A 20,469-nucleotide genomic window follows, 5' to 3' on the forward strand; every position below is an offset into this window, starting at 1 on the left:
ATAGGGTCTCGATGAAAATCGGGACTTTTTTTATGTGTTAAACTAGTTTTTAGTGTTGACGGTGCAATTAAAATTAAATATGGAAGCCATCTGGAGTAGTTTCAGGTTCTCAATTTGTTATGAACGTACATGATTAAAACAGTAGCCATACAGGGTGTAAAAGGGTCCTTTCATCACATTGTCTCCCAGGAGTTTTTTAACAGTGATGTAGAGGCGATCGAGTGCCTGACTTTCGACAGGGTAGTTGATGCACTGATTCATGAGGAATGCGATGCGGCTATCATGGCTTTAGAGAATTCGATTGCCGGTTCCATTATTCCCAATTATGCATTACTGGACCATTATAACTTACATATGGTCGGAGAGCATTATATTGACATTCAACACAATCTAATGGTCCTTCCGGGACAGACCATTCAGGATGTAAGAGAAGTCTATTCTCATCCTATGGCCCTGTTGCAATGCAAGGAATTTTTTAAAACCTATCCTCATATTAAACTGGTAGAGGATAAAGATACCGCAGAAGTGGCCAAACGGATAAATGAAGGACAATTAAAGGGAATAGGAGCTATAGCAAGCATTATGGCCGCCGACATATTTGAATTGGATATTCTGGCACATAGCATTCAAACCATAAAGCACAACGAAACCCGTTTTGCAATAGTCAAGCGAACCAATTCGGAAGTGCCGGAAAACGAAATCAACAAGGCCTCCATAAAGTTTGAAACCGATCATAAGCGGGGCAGCCTGGCCACCATTCTTAACGTTATGAGTGATTGCAAGCTGAATTTGACCAAAATACAATCGATGCCTATAATTGAAACACCCTGGAAATATTCGTTTTTCGTCGATGTTACTTTTGCTACCTATATGGATTTCAAAAAGGCAAAATCGGTAATAGAAATCATGGGTCATAATTTAAAGGTGTTGGGGGAATATAAAAATGGAAAGTTATGATTGATGTAGCCAAACGTCTCCATTCGGTCGAAGAGTATTACTTCTCAAAAAAATTAAGAGAAGTAAACTTGCTTATTGCAAGTGGTAAACCTGTCATCAATTTGGGTATTGGCAGTCCTGATCTAAGTCCGCCACAAAAAGTTGTGGATACCATAGCGAACAGTTTATTTGATTCTAATGCCCATAAATATCAGAGTTACCAGGGGCTTCCGGAACTTCGGGATGCCATGGCCGGTTTTTACAAAGAACATTACCAGGTTAACCTGAGTCCGAAAACAGATATCTTACCGCTCATTGGCAGTAAGGAAGGTATTATGCATATTTCTCTGGCCTATTTGAATGAGGGTGATGCCGTTTTAATACCAAACCCGGGTTACCCTACCTACCAATCGGTGACCAAATTAGTGCAGGCAACACCTATATTTTACGATTTGGATAAGAGGAACAATTGGTTGCCCGATATAAAGGCTTTGGAACAACTAGATTTGAGTAAGGTAAAATTAATGTGGGTTAATTATCCTCATATGCCTACCGGTGCCGTTCCTACGGCCATGGCATTTCGAGAATTGGTCGAATTCGCAAAGCGCCATCGTATTTTAATTGTGAACGATAACCCCTATAGCTTTATCTTGAACGACTCCCCAATGAGCATTTTAAGTGTGGAAGGCGCCAAAGACGTCTGCCTGGAGTTAAACTCATTGAGTAAAACCTTTAATATGGCCGGATGGCGTGTGGGTATGGTGGTTGGACAAAGCGAACATATCAACAATATATTAAAAGTAAAAAGCAATATGGATTCGGGGATGTTCTATGGCATTCAGAAAGGCGCCATAGAAGCGCTTAAATGCTCGAAGATGTGGTATGTTACTTTGAATAGTGTTTACAAAAAACGACGTGAATTGATCTGGCAACTAGCGGAATCTTTAAATTGCACCTACGATGTGAAGGCGACTGGTCTTTTTGTTTGGGCCAAATTACCGGCCTATCTCAAGGCCGAAGAGTTTATAGATTTGGTACTCAAAGAACACCATATATTCATTACCCCGGGTACGATTTTTGGCAGCCAGGGCGAAGGGTATATCCGATTTTCTTTGTGTGCACAAACCGAAGATATCGAAGAGGCAATTGCCAGAATAAAATAATTGAGCAATGAATAGCATGGTATCCGAAACTTTAAAGTTAACAGTAATTAATAAAAGCCCTCTCCAATGGCGGGGGTTTGTAGTGGTATGAAACAGATATACGCAATAGGAATTGGATTAATCGGTGGAAGTTTGGCTAAGGATATCAAGAGGCTTGATCCGGAAGTGGTTATTCACGGTATAAGTAGAAAAGAGGCTACACTTAATGAGGCTTTAGCCTTGAATTTAATCGATAAGAAAGCCACATTAGACGATATACATAAAGCCGATCTGGTTATTGTATCGATTCCGGTAGATGCCACTGTAGCCTTATTACCAACCATTTTAGACAAGATTTCAGATCATACTTTGGTTGTTGATGCGGGATCGACAAAGGAAGCCATTTGCAAATCGGTTGAAGACCATCCAAAACGCCGAAATTTTCTGGCTATGCATCCTATTGCGGGCACAGAATTCTCTGGACCCAGTGCTGCTATAGATAATTTGTTCTTAGGGAAGACGAATATCATATGCGAAGTCGAAAAGACGGCTTTTAAGCTGCAGGAAAAAGCCTTGAAACTGTTTGAGGGCATTGGGATGCGTATGCGTTACATGCATCCGGTGGCGCATGACAAGCACATTGCCTACGTGTCGCATCTGTCGCATATCAGTTCCTTTATGTTAGGGAAAACCGTTATAGAAAAGGAGAAGAATGAACGTGATATTTTCGACATGGCCAGCAGTGGATTTGCCTCGACGGTGCGTTTAGCGAAAAGTTCGCCCGAAATGTGGACGCCAATTTTTAAGCAAAATAAGGATAATGTTATTGAAACATTAGAGGAATATATAAATAACCTCATTCAATTCAAGGCGCTCATGGAAGGCGATAATTTTGAGGCTGTTTTTAAAGAAATGAAAGATACGAACCACATTAGGGATATTTTAAACGGAATTATTTAGACATCACAGAACCAATTATAAGGTATTTAATATTAAAATAAATTTAAAAATAGATTTTTCCCGCCGGGAAAAGTTAGAAAGACAAAAGGGATATGGAAAATAAGAAAGACATGAGAAACTGGTTAGATGATTTAAAATTAGATCATCCACTGGTCATTGCGGGACCATGCAGTGCTGAAACGGAGGAACAGGTATTGAAGATTGCACATGAGTTAAAGGATACCGATGTGAATTATTTTAGGGCCGGTATTTGGAAACCCAGGACCCGACCAGGAAATTTTGAAGGTGTCGGTTCTCTAGGCTTAAAGTGGCTCCAGAAGGTTCAAAAGGAAACCGGTATGAAGGTGTGCACCGAGGTGGCCAATGCGGCTCATGTAAAACTGGCCTTGGAGCACGATATTGATATGCTCTGGATTGGGGCCCGATCGACGGTAAGTCCGTTTATCATGCAGGAAATAGCCGATGCATTGGAAGGTACCGATAAGCCTGTTCTTATTAAAAATCCTGTAAACCCGGATTTGTCCTTATGGTTAGGAGGCATTGAACGCATTTACAGTTCCGGAGTAAAGAATATAGGAGCCATACACAGAGGATTTTCAACTTACCAGAAGACCAAATATCGCAATATACCGGAATGGCAGTTGGCCATCGAGTTTCAAAATAAATTTCCGGACATTCCATTAATTAACGATCCGTCCCACATCACGGGTAAACGCGATATGATTTTTGATGTCTCTCAGGAGGCCCTGGATTTAAATTTTGATGGTTTAATGATTGAAACACACCATGATCCGGATAATGCCTGGAGTGATGCAGCACAGCAGGTAACCCCTTCAACACTGGTACAAATTATGAGAGATTTGAAAATAAAAAAGGAAACCGATGCAGAAGCGGAATACGTGAGCGCCTTGAGTAATTTAAGGGCACAGATTGATGTGGTGGACAATCAAATTATTACCTTGTTAGGGAAACGTATGGAGGCCGCCGACGGTATAGGTGCTTTAAAGAAAAGTAGAAATGTCGCCGTTTTGCAGTCCAAAAGATGGAACGAAATTTTGGGAAAAATGGTGTTGGAAGGTGAGCAACACGGGTTGAGTGAGGAATTTGTCTTGCGTATGTTTAAGGCCATTCACCAGGAATCTATCAACCATCAGGAAAAGATTATAAATGGATAATGGATAAAAAAAGGCCCCGGGATACGGGGCTTTTTTGTTTCTCGGGTAAGATTACTTGTTTCTTTTAAAAATATAACGGGTTATAAAAATACCTTGATTATCGTCTTTCCCGGCATCACTTTCCACAGCACTGGTTACGAAGGCCAGTTCCCAACCTTCTGCGATCATCGCATTAATTTTAGAACCAACGACAGCATCATTGGCAGCGATGTTCTGAAAACGGATGCCTCCTATGTTGTAAAAGTTGAGCAATTTGGTTTCCTCGAAATCCTTAACGCGGATATCACTTCGTTTTGACTTGTTCCTCGTGTTATCTTCTTCAGTTTGCTCGGAGGTAAAATCCTCATAATCCCGCTCATCTTCAGCGGATATGATACGCGACCTGCCCAAACCACTTGGTACAATCGATTCAACCGTTGTAATAATCTTATATTCAATTTGAGCGTAGGAATCTACAAATGCGAAAAGCCCCATCAGGAGCAGCAGTAATAATTTTTTCATATGGTACACAATTTTTAAAATTTAAGGCCTAATATAGATATTTTCTGTTCAGTAATAATAACTTTTTTTGAACTATTTTTGAAGTATGACAGGCATCGTTTACAAATCAACCGGAAGTTGGTACACGGTTAAAACCGAGCTGGGTCATCTATACGAGTGTCGGATAAAAGGCAAGTTTCGTATTAAAGGGATTAAAAGCACCAATCCTATTGCTGTAGGCGATATCGTTGATTTTGAGCTGGAGTCCGGCAACGATATGGATTCCGGGATCATACATAATATTCATGACAGGAAGAATTATATCGTAAGGAAGTCGGTTAACCTCTCGAAACAAACACATATTATAGCGGCAAATTTAGACCAGGTTTTTTTAATGATAACCATTAATAATCCGCCAACACTTACCAGTTTTATCGATCGGTTTCTGGTTACCGCAGAGGCCTATTCTATAAAGTCCATACTGCTTTTCAATAAAATAGACAGCTATGATGAAGAGACACTGATGGAAGTAAAATATCTGGCACATGTGTATAGGAATATAGGGTATGAATGTATTGGTATTTCGGCAAAGACAGGAAAAAATTTAGAAAAGGTAAAAGCACTGATGACCGGGAAGGTGAGCATGTTCTCGGGACATTCCGGTGTTGGGAAATCGACACTCATCAATGCCCTGGAACCGTCTTTGGATTTAAAGACTAAGGAAATTTCCAATTTGTACATGCAGGGGCAACATACTACTACCTTTGCTGAAATGTTCGATACTGGTTTTGGTGCCAAGATTATAGATACCCCCGGAATAAAGGGATTTGGGATAGTCGATATGGATAACGAGGAAGTTGGCGATTATTTCCCTGAAATTTTTAGGTTGAAACAGGATTGTAAGTTTAACAATTGTTTACACCTTCAGGAACCCAAGTGCGCCGTAAAAAAAGCTCTGGACCAGGACCAGATCGCTTATTCGCGATATAGAAGCTATGTACAGATTCTACAGGGTGAAGATGACACCTACAGAACTGATAATTGGGATAAGGCATGAGAGTCGTTATTCAGAGAGTGTCTCAGGCACAGGTTATTATTGAAGGGAATGAAGTCGCTTCGATAGGTAATGGGCTTTTGGTCTTTTTAGGTATTGTAAATGACGATACAAAGGAGGATATCGAATGGCTTAGCAACAAAATAATCCATCTGCGCATTTTTAACGATGCCCAGGGGGTGATGAACAGATCTGTGAAGGAGACCAGTGGCGATATTATCGTGGTGAGCCAGTTTACGCTGCATGCCTCCACCAGGAAAGGGAATCGCCCAAGTTATATTAAAGCTGCCAAACCGGACTATGCTATACCCATGTATGAGTTGTTTGTAAAGCAGTTGGAAAGTCATCTGGGTCGCCCAGTGCAAACCGGACGGTTCGGGGCCGACATGAAAGTGCAATTGCTCAACGACGGACCTGTAACAATACTAATAGATTCTAAAATAAAGGAATAATTAATAACATGGATATTCAAAATGCTCAAAAGGTAGTAGACCAATGGATTAAAACTCACGGGGTACGGTATTTTAATGAACTGACCAATATGGCCCAGCTCACTGAAGAGGTGGGAGAGGTGGCGCGGATTATAGCGAGGCGTTATGGTGAACAAAGTGAAAAGGAAAGCGATAAGGACAAAGACCTGGGAGAAGAATTAGCGGATGTACTCTTCGTATTATTGTGTTTGGCCAATCAGACCGATACCGATTTGCAGAAGGCTTTTAACAAGAGAATGGAAAAAAAAGCAAAACGAGACCATGACAGACACCATAGCAATGAAAAATTGAAAGGACCTTCCTAGTCGGCAGATCTTAAAATTTTTGGGACAGTCCCAAAAAAACAAGAAATTCCGTAGCATTACTCTCCATTATCGCATAAATTTGTCAGCTTTAAAAGCAAGACCCTCTACAATGGATATTACGCTTCATAAATCGCATATTAATAGCCGTCAATCCCATATAACTATAACGGGATCGAAGAGCGAATCGAATCGCCTATTGCTGTTGCAGGCCTTATATCCGCAAATAGAATTACGCAACGTTTCGAATTCTGATGACAGCGATTTAATGGCCGAGGCTTTGAAGTCTTCGTCTCATCGTATCGATATTCACCATGCCGGAACGGCCATGCGCTTCCTGACCGCATATTTTGCCATTCAGGAAGGGCGGGAGGTAACGCTCACCGGATCGAAACGAATGAAAGAACGGCCTATTAAAATCTTGGTGGAAGCCCTAAAGGATTTGGGAGCTGATATTACCTATTTGGAAAATGAAGGTTTTCCGCCTTTAAAAATAAAGGGGAAGCACCTTACAAAACATAAGATCGCCTTGCAGGCAAATGTCAGCAGTCAGTATATTTCGGCCCTATTGTTAATTGCCTCTCGATTGGAAAACGGAATTGAATTGCATTTAGAGGGTGATATCACATCCGTACCTTATATAAAAATGACCCTGAGTTTATTGGAGGACATCGGCATAAAAACAGCTTTCTCAGGCAATACCATTAAGGTCGACCCGAAGGTAGATGATCCAACACCAAAGACCCTGACAGTCGAGTCCGATTGGTCTTCGGCCTCCTATTTTTTTAGTATCGTAGCCCTATGTGATGTCGGGACTGAAATCACATTAGCCTCCTACAAGGAAAATTCGCTACAAGGCGATTCCTCCTTAGTTGAATTTTACAAACAGTTTGGAGTAGAGACCACCTTTGCAAAACACAGTATAACGCTTTTAAAATCGGAGCATGTCAGCCGGGAATCCTTAATTGAGTTCGATTTGACAAATGCTCCTGACATTGCGCAAACCATAGCTGTGAGCTGTTTTGCTCTTGGTTTGGCTTGTCATTTAACCGGATTGCATACCCTGAAGATCAAGGAAACCGATCGATTGGTTGCCTTAAAAAATGAGATCGAAAAACTGGGTGGTAAGGTGGAAATCACGGAAAATGCCTTACATCTCTCAGCTTCAGACCATATGAATGAAGGGGTGTCCATCGCTACCTATAATGATCATAGAATGGCCATGGCCTTTGCACCTCTAGCCTTGAAAATCCCGATCATTATTAAAGATGCGATGGTTGTTACGAAATCTTATCCAACATTTTGGATGGATCTGGAATCCATCGGATTTCGCATTGCCAAATAAAAATCACCCATTTACTTGACAACCCCTACCTTCACATTGTATATTTGCACCTTGCAAAAAAAATAATAAATAAACATTCGTATGAATGTTACAGGCTTATGCTGAGTGAATACTACGCATGACCATTAAAAAAAATAACCTAAGACACATGAAATTATCAAACTTTGGTTTCAATTTACCGAACGACCTTTTAGCAGAATATCCATCGGAAAACAGAGATGAGTCTCGCTTAATGGTTCTAAACAGGAAAGAACAAACCATAGAACACAAACAGTTTAAAGATTTAATAGATTATTTTAATGAGGAAGACGTGTTAATTTTAAATAACACCAAGGTTTTTCCTGCCAGACTTTATGGAAATAAGGAAAAAACAGGAGCGCGAATTGAAGTGTTTTTGTTGAGGGAGTTAAATGAAGAACAACGTCTGTGGGATGTTTTAGTGGACCCTGCTCGCAAAATACGTATTGGAAATAAGCTGTATTTTGGTGATGATGATACCCTGGTGGCTGAGGTTATTGATAACACGACCTCCAGAGGAAGAACCTTAAGATTTCTATACGATGGATCATACACGGAATTTAGAAATAAACTTAAGGAATTGGGTGAAACGCCCCTTCCAAAATACATTAAACGCAGTGTAGAGCCGGAAGATGAAGAGCGGTATCAAACCATTTTTGCAAAGAATGAAGGTGCTGTCGCGGCACCAACAGCGGGTTTGCATTTTTCTAAACATTTATTAAAGCGATTGGAAATCAAAGGGGTTAACTTTGCTGAAGTGACTTTGCATGTTGGACTGGGAACCTTTAATCCGGTTGAGGTAGAAGACTTGTCCAAACATAAAATGGATAGTGAACAACTGACCATTGATGCCAAAGCAGTGGATATAGTGAATACGGGTATTTTAAACAAGAAACGGGTATGTGCTGTTGGCACAACTGTTATGCGGGCTATTGAGAGCGCTGTCTCATCGAATGGTATGCTAAACGAAATGGACGGTTGGACCAATAAATTTATTTTCCCACCATACGATTTTAGTATTGCGAACTGCATGGTGACGAATTTTCACACGCCAAAATCCACTTTACTCATGATGGTATCTGCTTTTGCAGGTCATGACTTTATAAAACGCGCCTACGATGAGGCAATAAAGGAGCAGTATAGATTTTACAGCTATGGCGATGCCATGCTCATTTTATAATTTGAAATGTATAAAAGTTTATATAAAAGCCTTGTTTTCAAGGCTTTTTTATTTAAAGGCCGCGTTGCATACATTTTAAAAGTTTAATAGACGTATAGCGAATTCACCTACACCATCTCCTATGGATTATCAGGAAGTGGATAACCGACTATTTAAGAGAGCTCATTTTTAACTATTTTTACAAGACTCATGGTAACAGACAAAAAGGATATTCGTGCACTGAGCAAGGAACAGTTAAGAGATTTCTTTGTAAGCAAAGGAGATAAGGCCTTTCGTGGTAACCAGGTCTATGAATGGCTCTGGCAGAAGGCTGCGCATGATTTTGAGGATATGACCAATATTTCGAAGGAAACACGACAAATGCTTGACGCTCATTTTGTGATCAACCATATAGAGGTCGACAGCATGCAGCGCAGTAACGATGGGACCATAAAGAATGCGGTGCGCTTGCATGATGGCCTAATTGTGGAATCGGTACTCATACCTACTGCTACCAGAACTACCGCCTGTGTATCGAGTCAGGTGGGCTGCAGTTTAGATTGCAAATTTTGTGCAACGGCCCGATTAAAACGCATGCGGAACTTAAATCCTGATGAAATTTATGATCAGGTCGTGACTATAGACAAGGAAAGCCGACATTATTTCAACAGACCCTTAAGCAATATTGTATTCATGGGAATGGGAGAGCCACTCATGAATTATAATAATGTCATTAAGGCGATCGAGAAAATCACCTCACCTGAAGGATTAGGAATGTCTCCGAAACGCATAACGCTCTCCACATCTGGAATACCTAAAATGATAAAGAAAATGGCGGATGATGGGGTAAAATTTAATCTGGCCGTATCCCTGCATTCGGCTATTGATAGTGTTAGAACTTCGATAATGCCCTTTAACGAAACCTTTCCCTTACAAGATCTTCGGGATGCACTGGAATATTGGTATGCCAAGACCAAGCGAAGAATAAGTTATGAGTATGTGGTTTGGAAGGGTATTAATGACACGGACGAGCATATTGAAGCTTTTGTGAAATTCTGTAAATATGTACCTTGTAAGGTTAATATTATCGAATATAATCCTATTGATGATGGACATTTTCAGCAAGCGGCATCGGAGGTACTGGACAGGTACATTCGTGTTCTTGAAGATAACCATATTGTTGTTAATGTGCGTAGAAGCAGGGGGAAAGATATAGACGCAGCTTGTGGCCAGCTGGCTAATAAGAGCTAAACCGTGATTTCTATTCCGCTACCTGAAAGGTTATAATCAGACGACCTTTTATAAAGGACACCTGACTTGTGTAGAGCCATAGAAACCCATTTAGCAGGGATTTATTGAAATTTTAAGGTGCTAAAACTTATCTTTGACAACTCATAGTTAATGTATTGAAAATAGTAGAGCAAATAAAACAGCCCATTGCGTTTGAAATGGATCTTTTTGAACAAAAGTTCCGCTTATCCATGTCCAGTCGGGTGGCCCTGTTGAATAGAATCACACATTATATTGTGAATCGAAAGGGCAAGCAAATGCGACCCATGTTTGTGTTTTTGGTTGCCAAAATGGTGTCCAATGGTGAGGTGTTGGAACGAACCTATCGAGGCGCATCCGTAATTGAATTGATCCATACAGCTACCCTTGTGCACGACGATGTGGTAGACGACAGTAACCGGCGTCGCGGTTTTTTTTCGGTCAATGCCCTGTGGAAAAATAAAATAGCCGTTTTAATAGGAGACTTTCTGCTTTCGAAAGGCTTATTATTGTCTATTGATAATAACGATTTCGACCTCCTAAAGATCATATCGGTAGCGGTTAGGGAAATGAGTGAAGGGGAATTGCTTCAAATTGAAAAAGCGCGAAAACTGGATATTACCGAAGCGATATACTATGATATTATACGTAAAAAAACGGCTACCCTCATTGCTGCCTGTTGCAGTTTGGGTGCCGCATCTGTAAAACCGGATTCTCAGGATGTCGAACAGATGCGGAAGTTCGGAGAGCTCATAGGTATGGCATTTCAAATCAAGGATGATTTGTTCGATTATGGTGAAACCCAGATTGGTAAACCCACAGGAATTGATATAAAAGAACAAAAAATGACCTTGCCTCTTATTTATGTCTTGAATACCTGTTCACCTAAAGACAAAGAATGGTTAATAAACTCCATAAAAAACCACAACAGAAATTCAAAACGCGTCAAGGAAGTTATTGCGTTCGTTAAGCGGAATGGGGGTTTGGATTATGCCATTGCAAAGATGAAGTTATTTCAGAATGAAGCACTGCAGTTGCTTGAAACCTATCCGGAAACCGCATATAAAAATGCCCTAAAACTTATGGTTAATTATGTTATAGAGCGCAAGAAATAGGTGTAGTAGGGTTGCCTTTGGAAAGCAATACCCATACCTTGTGTGTGCAAAAAACGCTGCTTATTTGATCTATTGCTGCTGCTGCTGCTGCACTTGCTGAATAATTTCCTGATTTTTACGATAGCTGTTGATCGTTTTATCCTTTTTATTTAGAGGGAATACCAGGTCTTCGGTTGTACTTTTAACGGAGCCGACTTTAACTTTAACATAAAGGTCGTCTTTGGCATTTCCTTTGTAGACCCCTTTTACCGGAGCACAATCGTGATAATCCCGACCTGAAGCCAATTTTACGTGGTATTGATTGGCAATGGTATTATTGGTTGGATCGATGCCCAACCAACCATAAAATGGAATATATACTTCAATCCAGGCATGAGTGGCACCTTCACCTCTTGTGTTTTCGTCACTCGGACAAATATAACCACTAACATAACGTGCAGGTATACCAAGCATTCTCACCATTTGAAGCAAAATATTAGTGAAATCCTGGCAAACGCCTGCTTTTAATTTCCATACCAGATCCAATTTGGAATCTACTGCAGTGATACCCTGGATGTACTTGAAATTTGTGTTTATATAAGAACTAAATTCCAGTACCATCTGAAAGGGGGTTAACTCATTGCCGTTTTTGGATCGGATCATATCCAATATCTCGGGCGTACCATCAAAGGTTTTAAATCTTAGAAAATCGAAGAATTCCGTGTGGGATGCGATCGATTTTAATTCGTCCCATTGCTCCTTTACTGATACGGCATCTTCAGGATACCCCCTCTCGGTAGTTTCTATCTCGACCTCCGAGGCAATAGAAAGAAAGTTGTGAGGCTCGATGACCATAAATGTGCCAACGGTGTTCCCAAAAGCATCCTGATAGGTTTCGATTTTAGGATTGCTACTAATGGTAATGTTATGTGATGATACGTTTTGAAATTCATTTTCAATGGGATACAACATAATCTGGTTGGCTCCGTCGATAACAAAATCAGTATAAGTGTATTTTGTTAAATGTTTAATATAAAACCGTGGCATGTTCTGTGATTAGCTAATATGGGAAAAGTATACCGTATTAATGCTTAACGAAATACTTCTAATATCCTCTTTAATGTCCTTAATGAAATTTTCAAGTCCTTGCTCGTAAATACTTTCAATAGTAGTATATTTTATTGTGCTTTCAAGCTTTCCTATCAAAAAATCCAAATTATTTTTTTCCAACTCATGAATATCGATAAGCATTTGAATATGTCTGTTCAGTTTATCTATACAATATAATACGGAGCGTGGAAATAATTTATCCTGAAACACCATGGTGATCACGTGATTTTCATTAAAACTGGATTTGTGTTTTTTAAGGTAAAGTTGGTAACCGCCAATGGATAACAATAGGTTTTTCCAATAATAGGTTTGTTCCAAACCATCTGAAGTTGTCGCAATTTTAACCAATTTTAAGGCGGTAAAATCTGAAATCTGAATGACCCGTTCCAGAAATTTACCGACATTCATAAAATTATAGGATGCCCCGCGTTCCTGGGTGGTATCCATGGTTCCCAGATAAATTAAATGGAAGCTTTTTAATTTTTCTAAAAATGCTACCGGATCCTCTTCAATAATGTTTTTATGAAAATTATCTTTAGTTAAAAACAAATAATAATTATTGATACACAGCCAAAGTTCTCGAGAGATATGCTCTTGGACACTTCGCGCATTTTCACGTGCTTTTGTTACAATGTTTAAAATGGAATTGCTATGATCAGGACTAAAAACCATATAATCGATACATGCGATGGGATCTTCTGTGGTGAAGGTATTGTCAAAATCGGTATAGTTATTAATGATAGGTGCCCAGGGAAACAATTCCGGTGAATCCTGATTCGCATAAAAATTTACCTTGAGCAAACTTACAATACTGTTACCGCGTTCCATATAGCGATCTAACCAAATAAGATTGTTTGCGACTCTACTTAACATGTTCTAATAATTTATTGTTGAATGACCCATGTGTCTTTACTTCCTCCGCCCTGTGAGCTGTTAACCACCAGTGATCCTTTTTTGAGTGCTACCCGCGTTAAACCACCCGGGGTGATGTCGATACCATCTCGCCCTGATAGTGCAAATGGCCTTAAATCGACACAGCGCGGGGAGAGCATGCCATCAATACAGCATGGTGCGGTTGACAGCTTCAGAATGGGTTGAGCGATAAAATTTGAAGGGTTTTCACGCACGGTTACCAGGTAATCCTCGATCTCCTTTTCAGAGGCCTCATGTCCCATCAGCATGCCATAGCCACCACTCCCATCGGTCTTCTTTAAAACCATTTTGGTTATGTTTTTAACCACGTAGTCATGGTCTTCGGGCTTCGCCATCTGATAGGTCTCAATGTTCTTTAAAATGGGTTCCTCATTTAAGTAATACTTTATCATATCAGGCACATGCACATAGGTGGCTTTGTCGTCTGCTACGCCCGTACCCGGAGCATTCACTATATTGACGTTGCCTTTTCTGTACGCGGCCATTATGCCTGCTACACCAAGTGTACTTGCAGCATTGAACTCCAAAGGATCTAAAAAGGCATCATCAACACGTCTGTAGATCACATCAACTCGTTTTAGCCCATTTGTCGTTTTCATATATACGAAATGATCCTTAATAACCAAATCACTACCTTCAACCAATTCAATACCCATCAATCGGGCTAAAGTCGAATGCTCGTAATAGGCAGAATTATATATGCCCGGAGTCAACAGCACCACATTGGGATTATTTTGATCGGAGAGTTCACTTAATTTTTTATACAGGACATTCGGGTAATTCGATACTGCTCTGATGCCATTCTTGGGGAGAACACCCGGGAAAATACGTTTGGAAATTTCTCTGTTTTCCAGCATATAGCTTACCCCGGAAGGGGTTCTTAAATTATCCTCCAGAACATAAAATTCACCGTCACTATTTCTGATCAGGTCTACTCCGGCAATGTGGACATAGACATCATAGGGCACATTCACGCCCACCATTTCCCTGAGGTAATTTGGACAGGAATAAATAAGATCAGAAGATATGATACCATCTTTCAGTATAAACTGATCGTGATATATGTCCTTGATAAATAAATTAAGTGCTTTTAAACGTTGTTTAATACCACGGTCTATTTTATCCCATTCTTTTGATGTTATTATTCTTGGAATAACATCAAAGGGAAATATCTTTTCAATGCCCTGGCTGTCATTATAGACCGTAAACGTTACGCCCTGACTCATAAACAGTTGCTTAGAGAGTTCCTCTTTTTTATAGAGTGCTTCCGGAGATGTATTCTTTAAGAATGAGTTAATTAAATCGTATTGCTGCCTAATTGAAGTCTCACTGGAATACATTTCATCCCAGGTATCAGGAAGTAAACTATAGGAAGAAAATAATGCGTCATTGGTCATAATGTTATCCCTTTTTTTAAATATAACATTTTTTATTAAAAATTCAATAATATTCTTATTTCTAAACAGATAAATCAAGGTATCTTAATTTTTGTTGCATTTAATTTTATAATTAAATGAAATCAAACCCTTTAATTATATTTTGTTCAATGTGTTGGTCTTTTAAAAGTGAGGGTGTGGAATATAAAATGTCCATCAGTTTGTTTCTCAGGAATAGGTCAAACCCATGTTTTGAGTTTTACACGTGTGAACACCTTTGTATGGCAATGACGCGTTCGCAGGTGAAACCATACTAAGCTTATATTGGATAAATTTTTGAAATAAAAAAGCAGGTCCCGAAGTGAATTCCGGAACCTGCTTAATGCTATTGATCAGAACTTATGAGTTAGTCAAGTAATGGTTTGTTTTTGTCCTTAATCAAATAACGGTTATACATTATAAGTGTTGGTAAAGATACTTGAAGGCCGTTTAGAAAAATATGATTATTGTCATGTATATTGGTGTTGGAGATGATTTTTAATACCAATAGATTGTCTTAACTTTACACGGTTATTCCTGCCTGATATTATAGCAACCCCATTCCGTGTGAATGAAACAGGTTTTAAATCAGGAATGCACTAAAAAAATATTAAATTTATGGGCTTCGGCATTTGTCTCTTTGGAGATAAGACATGCCCTAAGAACAAGTAATTTGATTTCACAAACTACCATAGACCAAGTTTTCGAAACCGCTCGTGTTGAGGAGGTGATAGGCGATTTTGTTCAATTAAAGAAATCAGGTAGTAATTATAAAGCCTTAAGCCCTTTTAGTGATGAAAGGACACCAAGTTTTATGGTGTCTCCCGTCAAACAGATTTGGAAAGACTTTTCGAGTGGGAAAGGGGGAAATGTCGTTGCCTTTTTGATGGAACATGAACATTTTACCTATCCTGAAGCAATTAAATATCTGGCAAAAAAATATAATATAGAAATAGAGGAGACCGAGCGGACCGATGCGCAGAAGGAAGCAGCCAATGAGCGTGAAAGTCTCTATTTGGTAACTGAATATGCCAATACCTATTTTCAAAAGATACTTCAGAACACCGATCAGGGAAAGTCGATAGGTAAAAGTTACTTCAGGGAACGCGGATTTACGGAAGAGACCATAAAAGAATTTAATCTGGGATATGCCTTAAACGAATGGCAGGCCTTTACGGATGACGCTTTGAAAAATGGCTATAATATTGATTTCCTGGAAAAGACGGGATTGACCATAGTCAAGGATGACAAGCGCTATGACAGGTTTAAAGGACGCGTGATATTTCCTATTAAGAGTATGAGCGGTCGTGTGTTGGGTTTTGGCGGACGTATTCTTATAAATGATAAGAAGGCTGCCAAGTATGTCAATTCGCCGGAAAGCGATATTTACCATAAAAGTAAAGTCCTCTATGGCATTTATCATGCGAAACAGAGCATTGCCCGGGAGGATAATTGTTTTCTTGTGGAAGGTTATACCGATGTCATTCAGCTGTATCAAAAGGGCATAAAGAATGTCGTGTCCTCCTCCGGTACGGCATTAACTCCGGAACAGATCAGGTTAATTAACAGGCTCACAAAAAACATAACGGTTTTATTCGATGGCGATGCGGCGGGTATGCGCGCCTCCCTTCGCGGCATTGACCTTATTTTGGAGCAAGGTATGAATGTTAAGGTGTGCTCCTTTCCGGAGGGTGAAGACCCGGATAGTTTTGCCAGGCAAAATTCACTGGAGGAACTCTCAGGTTTTTTAGAGGAAAATGCCCGTGATTTCATTCAGTTTAAAGCTTCGGTCCTATATGAAGATTCAAAGAACGACCCCATTAAAAAGGCCAATGTCATTAGGGATATTGTGAACAGTATCTCAAAAATACCGGATCGTATTAAAAAAGAAATCTATATCCAGGAATGTGCCAGGATAATGGATATTAGCGAAGCCGTTTTGTTTAGCACTTTGGCTCAAATTAATCGAAAGGAATTTCAGGAGGCGAATAAGAAATATAAAGAAACTCAAAAGGCCTTTCAGGTTATAAGACAGGAACAATCTGTCAAGAAAGTTAATTTACAATATGAATTGGAAAGGAAAATCATTGAAATCCTGCTTCTCTATGGAAATAAGACGGAAGATTTTGAAGATCTAATCCTTAAGGAGAATGAAAATAGTGAATTGATCCTGGAGCCCATTATTCATAAGATAAAAGTATTTGAAAAGGTGTTTCTGGATCTTCAGGATGATGAAATGGAATTTACCGATGAAAAGTTTAAAAGTTTGTATTATACGATAATAGATGCACTCAATCAGAACCCGGAACTCGATTTGAAAACATTTGTTAATTCAGTTGATAAGGAATTGGCGAGTGAAATCACAACAATTTTAATGGATGACGAGCGGTATAATCTGGACAATTGGCAACGCATGAATATTTATCCAAAAGAGAAACATCATACGGTTGCACAATTGGTTAGTGAAACCATATTGAGTTTGAGATGTTTTTTAATTGACCAAAAGGTCAAAGAATTTCAAAAGGAGACGGTACAGAATAAATCGCAATCGAATAAAGATATACTTGAAGAAGTAAAGGATTATTCAAGTCTGAAAATGTTATTGTCCAGGAAGCTTAATCGCGTGCTTTAGCGCTTAAATTTGATCTGAAATTTTAGCCTGATTTACCAAATCAACCAAATTATTAACCTTAAGTTTTCGCATTAATCGCGCTTTGTATGTGCTAACGGTTTTCTCGTTAATATCTAACTCCTGTGAAATTTCCTTATTCTTTTTGCCAATGGTTAGCAATTTCAGGACTTCAGCCTCGCGAGTCGATAATTTTTTATAAAACCTGCCTGATCTGTTATTACGAGCTCCAAAGGCCAGCTGCTGGGTTAGTTCATTGCTCAAGTGGATTCCACCGTCATAAACTTTAGTAATGGCTTCACTTATGGTAATGATATTTACAGTTTTTGAGATATAACCACAGGCGCCTGCCTTGATGGCGTTAATGGCATACACTTCCTCCGGTTCACCACTGAAGATAATGGTCTTGATATCCGGATAGTCATTTTTAAGATACCGTAATACCGTTAGTCCGTTTAATTTCGGGAAATTGACTTCCGTAATAATAATGTCGACAGGATTATGTTTTACAAATTCAAGTATGGCCTCACCATCATCAACACTTCCGACAATATCAATATTGGAAGATGATGACAAGAGGAGCTCTAACCCCTTTCTGATAATAGGGTGATTGTCTGCTATTAATAATTTTATCATAGTGGTTTAGCTTTTTAGAACAGAATTATTTGAGCGAATAATTTTGCGTGATTGAGAGACTTAAGCTATCATGTAAAGATAATACTTTTTTAGCAAATTACAACGCGTTAAGCAACTGCTCAGGGATATTGCAAACAGGGATTGGAACCATTTTATGTTTGTTGGCACCGTTGTATTCTTTGTAGATTTTAAACACTTCTTTTTCACGTCCGTCAAAATCTTCAAGGGTCTTATTTTCGGCATCCATTTTCATGGCCCATTCCAGTTCCGGGTAAGAGGCGCCAATTTGTTCTTCATCCGTTCGGTCGTCGCCCCACAAGCCATCGGTGGGCGGTGCATCAATAATATCTTGGTTAATGCCGAGAAAATGGGCTAATTCATATACTTGTGTTTTCAATAAGTCGGCAATGGGACTCACGTCCACACCACCGTCACCGTATTTAGTAAAAAATCCAACACCAAAATCCTCAACTTTGTTTCCTGTTCCGGCAACGAGTAAATTATCCAGTGCTGCAAAATAATATAAGGTGGTCATTCTAAGTCGAGCCCTCGTATTGGCCAAGGACATGAACCTGTCTTCTTCATTATCGACTTTAGGCAAAGCCTCGATGAGGCTATCGAATACCGGGGTTAGATTAATTTGGGTGATACTGACATGTTTAAAATTAGATTGTAACCAATCAATATGTCTTAAGGCTCTGTTAACCTGAGCTTCCGATTGATGAATGGGCATCTCCAAACACAAAACCTTTAATCCAGTTTTAGCACAAAGTGTAGAAGTTACAGCAGAATCGATGCCTCCAGAAACGCCAACCACAAAACCCTGAATTCCTGCTTCGGTGGCATAGTTTTTTAACCAGTCTACAATATGGTTTATTACTTTTTCTGTTTGCATATTGGGCTAATTTTAATTATAAGAATAGTACATTTGCAAACAAAAATAAAAGAAACACCTCAATTTATAAAAGATTATACCGTTTAAGTTGTTGTATGAAAAAAATAGGTTCCCTTTTTATTTTACTCGTTGTCTTTCTTTCCTGTAATAAGGAAAACAGGTTAGAGCAAAACATTGACAAAATAAATACCGATATAACGGTAGAGCGGTTTGACAGGTTGTTTGCCAATGTAGAAATAGAAGCGTTGTCGAAGTTGAAGCAGGACTACCCATTTATGTTTGCCAAAAAGTATTCAGACTCGTTTTGGATTGCGCAGAAAAAGGACAGCTTACAGCGGGAACTGTTCTTAGAAGTTGAAAAGGCATTTCCTGATTTTGAGGATGTCGAGCTGGAGATCGAATCCCTTTTTAATCATTTAAAGTATTACTTTCCGGAATTTAAACTGCCGCGTGTGATTACGACGACTTCGATGGTTGATTACAGGAACAAAGTCATCCTTACCGATACTATTGTTTTGCTTTCCATTGATACCTATTTGGGATCACAGCATAAATTCTATGCCGGTATTCAAAAATATATTGCTTCAAATTTAAGGAAAGAGCAAATTGTGGTCGATCTATCAGGGGCATACGCCGAAAAATACATCTATCAATCACCGCGAAAAACGCTATTGGATGAAATGATTTATTATGGAAAGGTACTTTATTTTAATGATCTGATGATTCCATTCAAAAGCGAATCGGAACGCATCGGATATACCGATGAGGAGCTGCAATGGGCTCAGACCAATGAAGGTTATATCTGGCGTTATTTTGTAGAACGTGAATTGTTGTACAGTACCGATTCCAAACTGCCAAATCGTTTTATTAACCCGGCACCTTTTACTAAGTTTTATTTGGAAGAAATTGATAGCGAATCCCCGGGACGACTGGGACAATATATGGGTTGGCAAATTGTAAGGGCCTATATGGAAAACAACGATGTTACACTAAAGGAACTGCTGGTTAACAGCAGTGAGGCTATTTTTAATAATTCGAAATTCAAACCCAGGAAATAATGACAAGACATACAAAATCGAAAATTGAGCTACATGTTGAGTTAGATGAGAATCGTGTGCCTGAAAAGTTACATTGGTCTGCACAGGATGGCGGTATTGCGAATGAAGAGGCCAAAGCCATGATGTTATCGGTATGGGATGGTGAGTCCAAAGAAACTTTGCGTATCGATTTATGGACAAAGGACATGCCGGTGGATGAGATGAAACTATTCTTTCATCAAACATTACGAGCCATGAGTGATACCTTTAACCGCGCTACCCAGGATGAAAAAATGACCGCCACCATGAGGGACTTTTGCGATTACTTTGCCGAAAAGCTGGAGTTGAAAAAACCGGAATGAGATTCCAGAGGAAGCAGAACAGGAGTC

The 20,469-nt window shown here is 39.4% G+C and carries 20 protein-coding genes; 14 read left to right on the top strand and 6 right to left on the bottom strand.

Annotated features, from left to right (window positions below):
* Positions 1-129: 129 nt before the first annotated feature.
* The 4 genes from MR041_RS06595 (at position 130) to MR041_RS06610 (ending at position 4,213) form a co-directional block, all read left to right on the top strand.
* Positions 130-957, top strand: coding sequence for a prephenate dehydratase (locus MR041_RS06595; RefSeq protein WP_242092810.1), 828 nt, complete (start codon positions 130-132; stop codon positions 955-957).
* Positions 954-2,099, top strand: a complete 1,146-nt coding sequence (locus MR041_RS06600) for a pyridoxal phosphate-dependent aminotransferase (RefSeq protein ID WP_242092811.1) — start codon at positions 954-956, stop codon at positions 2,097-2,099. Before MR041_RS06595 ends, MR041_RS06600 begins: the two co-directional genes overlap by 4 nt.
* Before the next feature lie 87 nt (positions 2,100-2,186).
* Entirely contained in the window at positions 2,187-3,038 is an 852-nt protein-coding gene (locus tag MR041_RS06605; protein WP_242092993.1) for a prephenate dehydrogenase, read from the top strand.
* A 92-nt stretch (positions 3,039-3,130) separates the two neighbouring features.
* The gene (locus MR041_RS06610; protein ID WP_242092812.1) at positions 3,131-4,213 is read left to right on the top strand and encodes a bifunctional 3-deoxy-7-phosphoheptulonate synthase/chorismate mutase type II; all 1,083 of its coding nucleotides are present in this window, start codon (positions 3,131-3,133) and stop codon (positions 4,211-4,213) included.
* A gap of 51 nt (positions 4,214-4,264) precedes the next feature.
* On the opposite strand, the gene MR041_RS06615 is transcribed toward MR041_RS06610, so the two are convergent.
* Positions 4,265-4,714, bottom strand: coding sequence for a hypothetical protein (locus MR041_RS06615; protein WP_242092813.1), 450 nt, complete (start codon positions 4,712-4,714; stop codon positions 4,265-4,267).
* A gap of 85 nt (positions 4,715-4,799) precedes the next feature.
* On the opposite strand from MR041_RS06615, the gene rsgA reads away from it, so the two are divergent.
* From rsgA to MR041_RS06650, 7 genes are all read left to right on the top strand, one after another.
* Positions 4,800-5,750: a ribosome small subunit-dependent GTPase A gene (gene rsgA / locus MR041_RS06620; protein WP_242092814.1), complete on the top strand. Its 951-nt coding sequence runs from the start codon at positions 4,800-4,802 to the stop codon at positions 5,748-5,750.
* Complete coding sequence (dtd, locus tag MR041_RS06625; RefSeq protein ID WP_242092815.1) at positions 5,747-6,199, top strand: D-aminoacyl-tRNA deacylase; 453 nt, start codon at positions 5,747-5,749, stop codon at positions 6,197-6,199. The genes rsgA and dtd overlap by 4 nt, the downstream gene beginning before the upstream one ends.
* A gap of 8 nt (positions 6,200-6,207) precedes the next feature.
* Positions 6,208-6,543, top strand: a complete 336-nt coding sequence (locus MR041_RS06630) for a nucleotide pyrophosphohydrolase (protein WP_242092816.1) — start codon at positions 6,208-6,210, stop codon at positions 6,541-6,543.
* A 109-nt stretch (positions 6,544-6,652) separates the two neighbouring features.
* Positions 6,653-7,885, top strand: coding sequence for a 3-phosphoshikimate 1-carboxyvinyltransferase (locus MR041_RS06635; protein WP_242092994.1), 1,233 nt, complete (start codon positions 6,653-6,655; stop codon positions 7,883-7,885).
* 148 nt (positions 7,886-8,033) lie between these two features.
* Entirely contained in the window at positions 8,034-9,083 is a 1,050-nt protein-coding gene (gene queA / locus MR041_RS06640; RefSeq protein ID WP_242092817.1) for a tRNA preQ1(34) S-adenosylmethionine ribosyltransferase-isomerase QueA, read from the top strand.
* 189 nt (positions 9,084-9,272) lie between these two features.
* Positions 9,273-10,313, top strand: a complete 1,041-nt coding sequence (gene rlmN / locus MR041_RS06645; RefSeq protein WP_242092818.1) for a dual-specificity RNA methyltransferase RlmN — start codon at positions 9,273-9,275, stop codon at positions 10,311-10,313.
* A gap of 155 nt (positions 10,314-10,468) precedes the next feature.
* The gene (locus MR041_RS06650) at positions 10,469-11,446 is read left to right on the top strand and encodes a polyprenyl synthetase family protein (RefSeq protein WP_242092819.1); all 978 of its coding nucleotides are present in this window, start codon (positions 10,469-10,471) and stop codon (positions 11,444-11,446) included.
* Between the two features lie 69 nt (positions 11,447-11,515).
* Here MR041_RS06650 and MR041_RS06655 read toward each other — a convergent pair whose 3' ends face one another.
* The 3 genes from MR041_RS06655 to MR041_RS06665 are packed head-to-tail and all read right to left on the bottom strand — an operon-like array spanning position 11,516 to position 14,865.
* On the bottom strand, positions 11,516-12,472 hold the full coding sequence (locus tag MR041_RS06655; RefSeq protein WP_242092820.1) for a transglutaminase family protein: 957 nt from the start codon (positions 12,470-12,472) through the stop codon (positions 11,516-11,518).
* A gap of 9 nt (positions 12,473-12,481) precedes the next feature.
* Positions 12,482-13,408, bottom strand: a complete 927-nt coding sequence (locus tag MR041_RS06660; protein WP_242092821.1) for an alpha-E domain-containing protein — start codon at positions 13,406-13,408, stop codon at positions 12,482-12,484.
* Between the two features lie 11 nt (positions 13,409-13,419).
* Positions 13,420-14,865, bottom strand: coding sequence for a circularly permuted type 2 ATP-grasp protein (locus MR041_RS06665; protein WP_242092822.1), 1,446 nt, complete (start codon positions 14,863-14,865; stop codon positions 13,420-13,422).
* A 691-nt stretch (positions 14,866-15,556) separates the two neighbouring features.
* On the opposite strand from MR041_RS06665, the gene dnaG reads away from it, so the two are divergent.
* Positions 15,557-17,515, top strand: coding sequence for a DNA primase (gene dnaG / locus MR041_RS06670; RefSeq protein WP_242092995.1), 1,959 nt, complete (start codon positions 15,557-15,559; stop codon positions 17,513-17,515).
* 3 nt (positions 17,516-17,518) lie between these two features.
* Here dnaG and MR041_RS06675 read toward each other — a convergent pair whose 3' ends face one another.
* A complete protein-coding gene (locus MR041_RS06675; RefSeq protein ID WP_242092823.1) occupies positions 17,519-18,148 on the bottom strand; it encodes a response regulator in 630 nt (209 codons plus the stop codon).
* 97 nt (positions 18,149-18,245) lie between these two features.
* Complete coding sequence (nadE, locus tag MR041_RS06680; protein ID WP_242092824.1) at positions 18,246-19,043, bottom strand: NAD(+) synthase; 798 nt, start codon at positions 19,041-19,043, stop codon at positions 18,246-18,248.
* A gap of 95 nt (positions 19,044-19,138) precedes the next feature.
* Here nadE and gldB point away from each other — a divergent pair, with 95 nt between their 5' ends.
* The gene (gene gldB, locus MR041_RS06685) at positions 19,139-20,101 is read left to right on the top strand and encodes a gliding motility lipoprotein GldB (RefSeq protein WP_242092825.1); all 963 of its coding nucleotides are present in this window, start codon (positions 19,139-19,141) and stop codon (positions 20,099-20,101) included.
* Positions 20,101-20,442, top strand: a complete 342-nt coding sequence (gene gldC, locus MR041_RS06690; protein WP_242092826.1) for a gliding motility protein GldC — start codon at positions 20,101-20,103, stop codon at positions 20,440-20,442. Before gldB ends, gldC begins: the two co-directional genes overlap by 1 nt.
* Positions 20,443-20,469 lie beyond the last annotated feature (27 nt).

This window comes from Aestuariivivens sediminicola, assembly GCF_022662015.1.
Classification (GTDB): Bacteria; Bacteroidota; Bacteroidia; order Flavobacteriales; family Flavobacteriaceae; genus Aestuariivivens; species Aestuariivivens sediminicola.

What these genes read in the sequence shown, in the direction of transcription:
- MR041_RS06660 (WP_242092821.1), bottom strand. Translation starts at nt 13,408, where the DNA reads ATGTTAAGTAGAGTCGCAAACAATCTTATTTGGTTAGATCGCTATATG.
- gldB (WP_242092825.1), top strand. Translation starts at nt 19,139, where the DNA reads ATGAAAAAAATAGGTTCCCTTTTTATTTTACTCGTTGTCTTTCTTTCC.
- MR041_RS06675 (WP_242092823.1), bottom strand. Translation starts at nt 18,148, where the DNA reads ATGATAAAATTATTAATAGCAGACAATCACCCTATTATCAGAAAGGGG.
- MR041_RS06630 (WP_242092816.1), top strand. Translation starts at nt 6,208, where the DNA reads ATGGATATTCAAAATGCTCAAAAGGTAGTAGACCAATGGATTAAAACT.
- queA (WP_242092817.1), top strand. Translation starts at nt 8,034, where the DNA reads ATGAAATTATCAAACTTTGGTTTCAATTTACCGAACGACCTTTTAGCA.
- dtd (WP_242092815.1), top strand. Translation starts at nt 5,747, where the DNA reads ATGAGAGTCGTTATTCAGAGAGTGTCTCAGGCACAGGTTATTATTGAA.
- MR041_RS06635 (WP_242092994.1), top strand. Translation starts at nt 6,653, where the DNA reads ATGGATATTACGCTTCATAAATCGCATATTAATAGCCGTCAATCCCAT.
- nadE (WP_242092824.1), bottom strand. Translation starts at nt 19,043, where the DNA reads ATGCAAACAGAAAAAGTAATAAACCATATTGTAGACTGGTTAAAAAAC.
- MR041_RS06605 (WP_242092993.1), top strand. Translation starts at nt 2,187, where the DNA reads ATGAAACAGATATACGCAATAGGAATTGGATTAATCGGTGGAAGTTTG.
- rsgA (WP_242092814.1), top strand. Translation starts at nt 4,800, where the DNA reads ATGACAGGCATCGTTTACAAATCAACCGGAAGTTGGTACACGGTTAAA.
- MR041_RS06655 (WP_242092820.1), bottom strand. Translation starts at nt 12,472, where the DNA reads ATGCCACGGTTTTATATTAAACATTTAACAAAATACACTTATACTGAT.
- MR041_RS06600 (WP_242092811.1), top strand. Translation starts at nt 954, where the DNA reads ATGATTGATGTAGCCAAACGTCTCCATTCGGTCGAAGAGTATTACTTC.
- MR041_RS06610 (WP_242092812.1), top strand. Translation starts at nt 3,131, where the DNA reads ATGGAAAATAAGAAAGACATGAGAAACTGGTTAGATGATTTAAAATTA.
- gldC (WP_242092826.1), top strand. Translation starts at nt 20,101, where the DNA reads ATGACAAGACATACAAAATCGAAAATTGAGCTACATGTTGAGTTAGAT.
- MR041_RS06665 (WP_242092822.1), bottom strand. Translation starts at nt 14,865, where the DNA reads ATGACCAATGACGCATTATTTTCTTCCTATAGTTTACTTCCTGATACC.
- MR041_RS06595 (WP_242092810.1), top strand. Translation starts at nt 130, where the DNA reads ATGATTAAAACAGTAGCCATACAGGGTGTAAAAGGGTCCTTTCATCAC.
- MR041_RS06615 (WP_242092813.1), bottom strand. Translation starts at nt 4,714, where the DNA reads ATGAAAAAATTATTACTGCTGCTCCTGATGGGGCTTTTCGCATTTGTA.
- rlmN (WP_242092818.1), top strand. Translation starts at nt 9,273, where the DNA reads ATGGTAACAGACAAAAAGGATATTCGTGCACTGAGCAAGGAACAGTTA.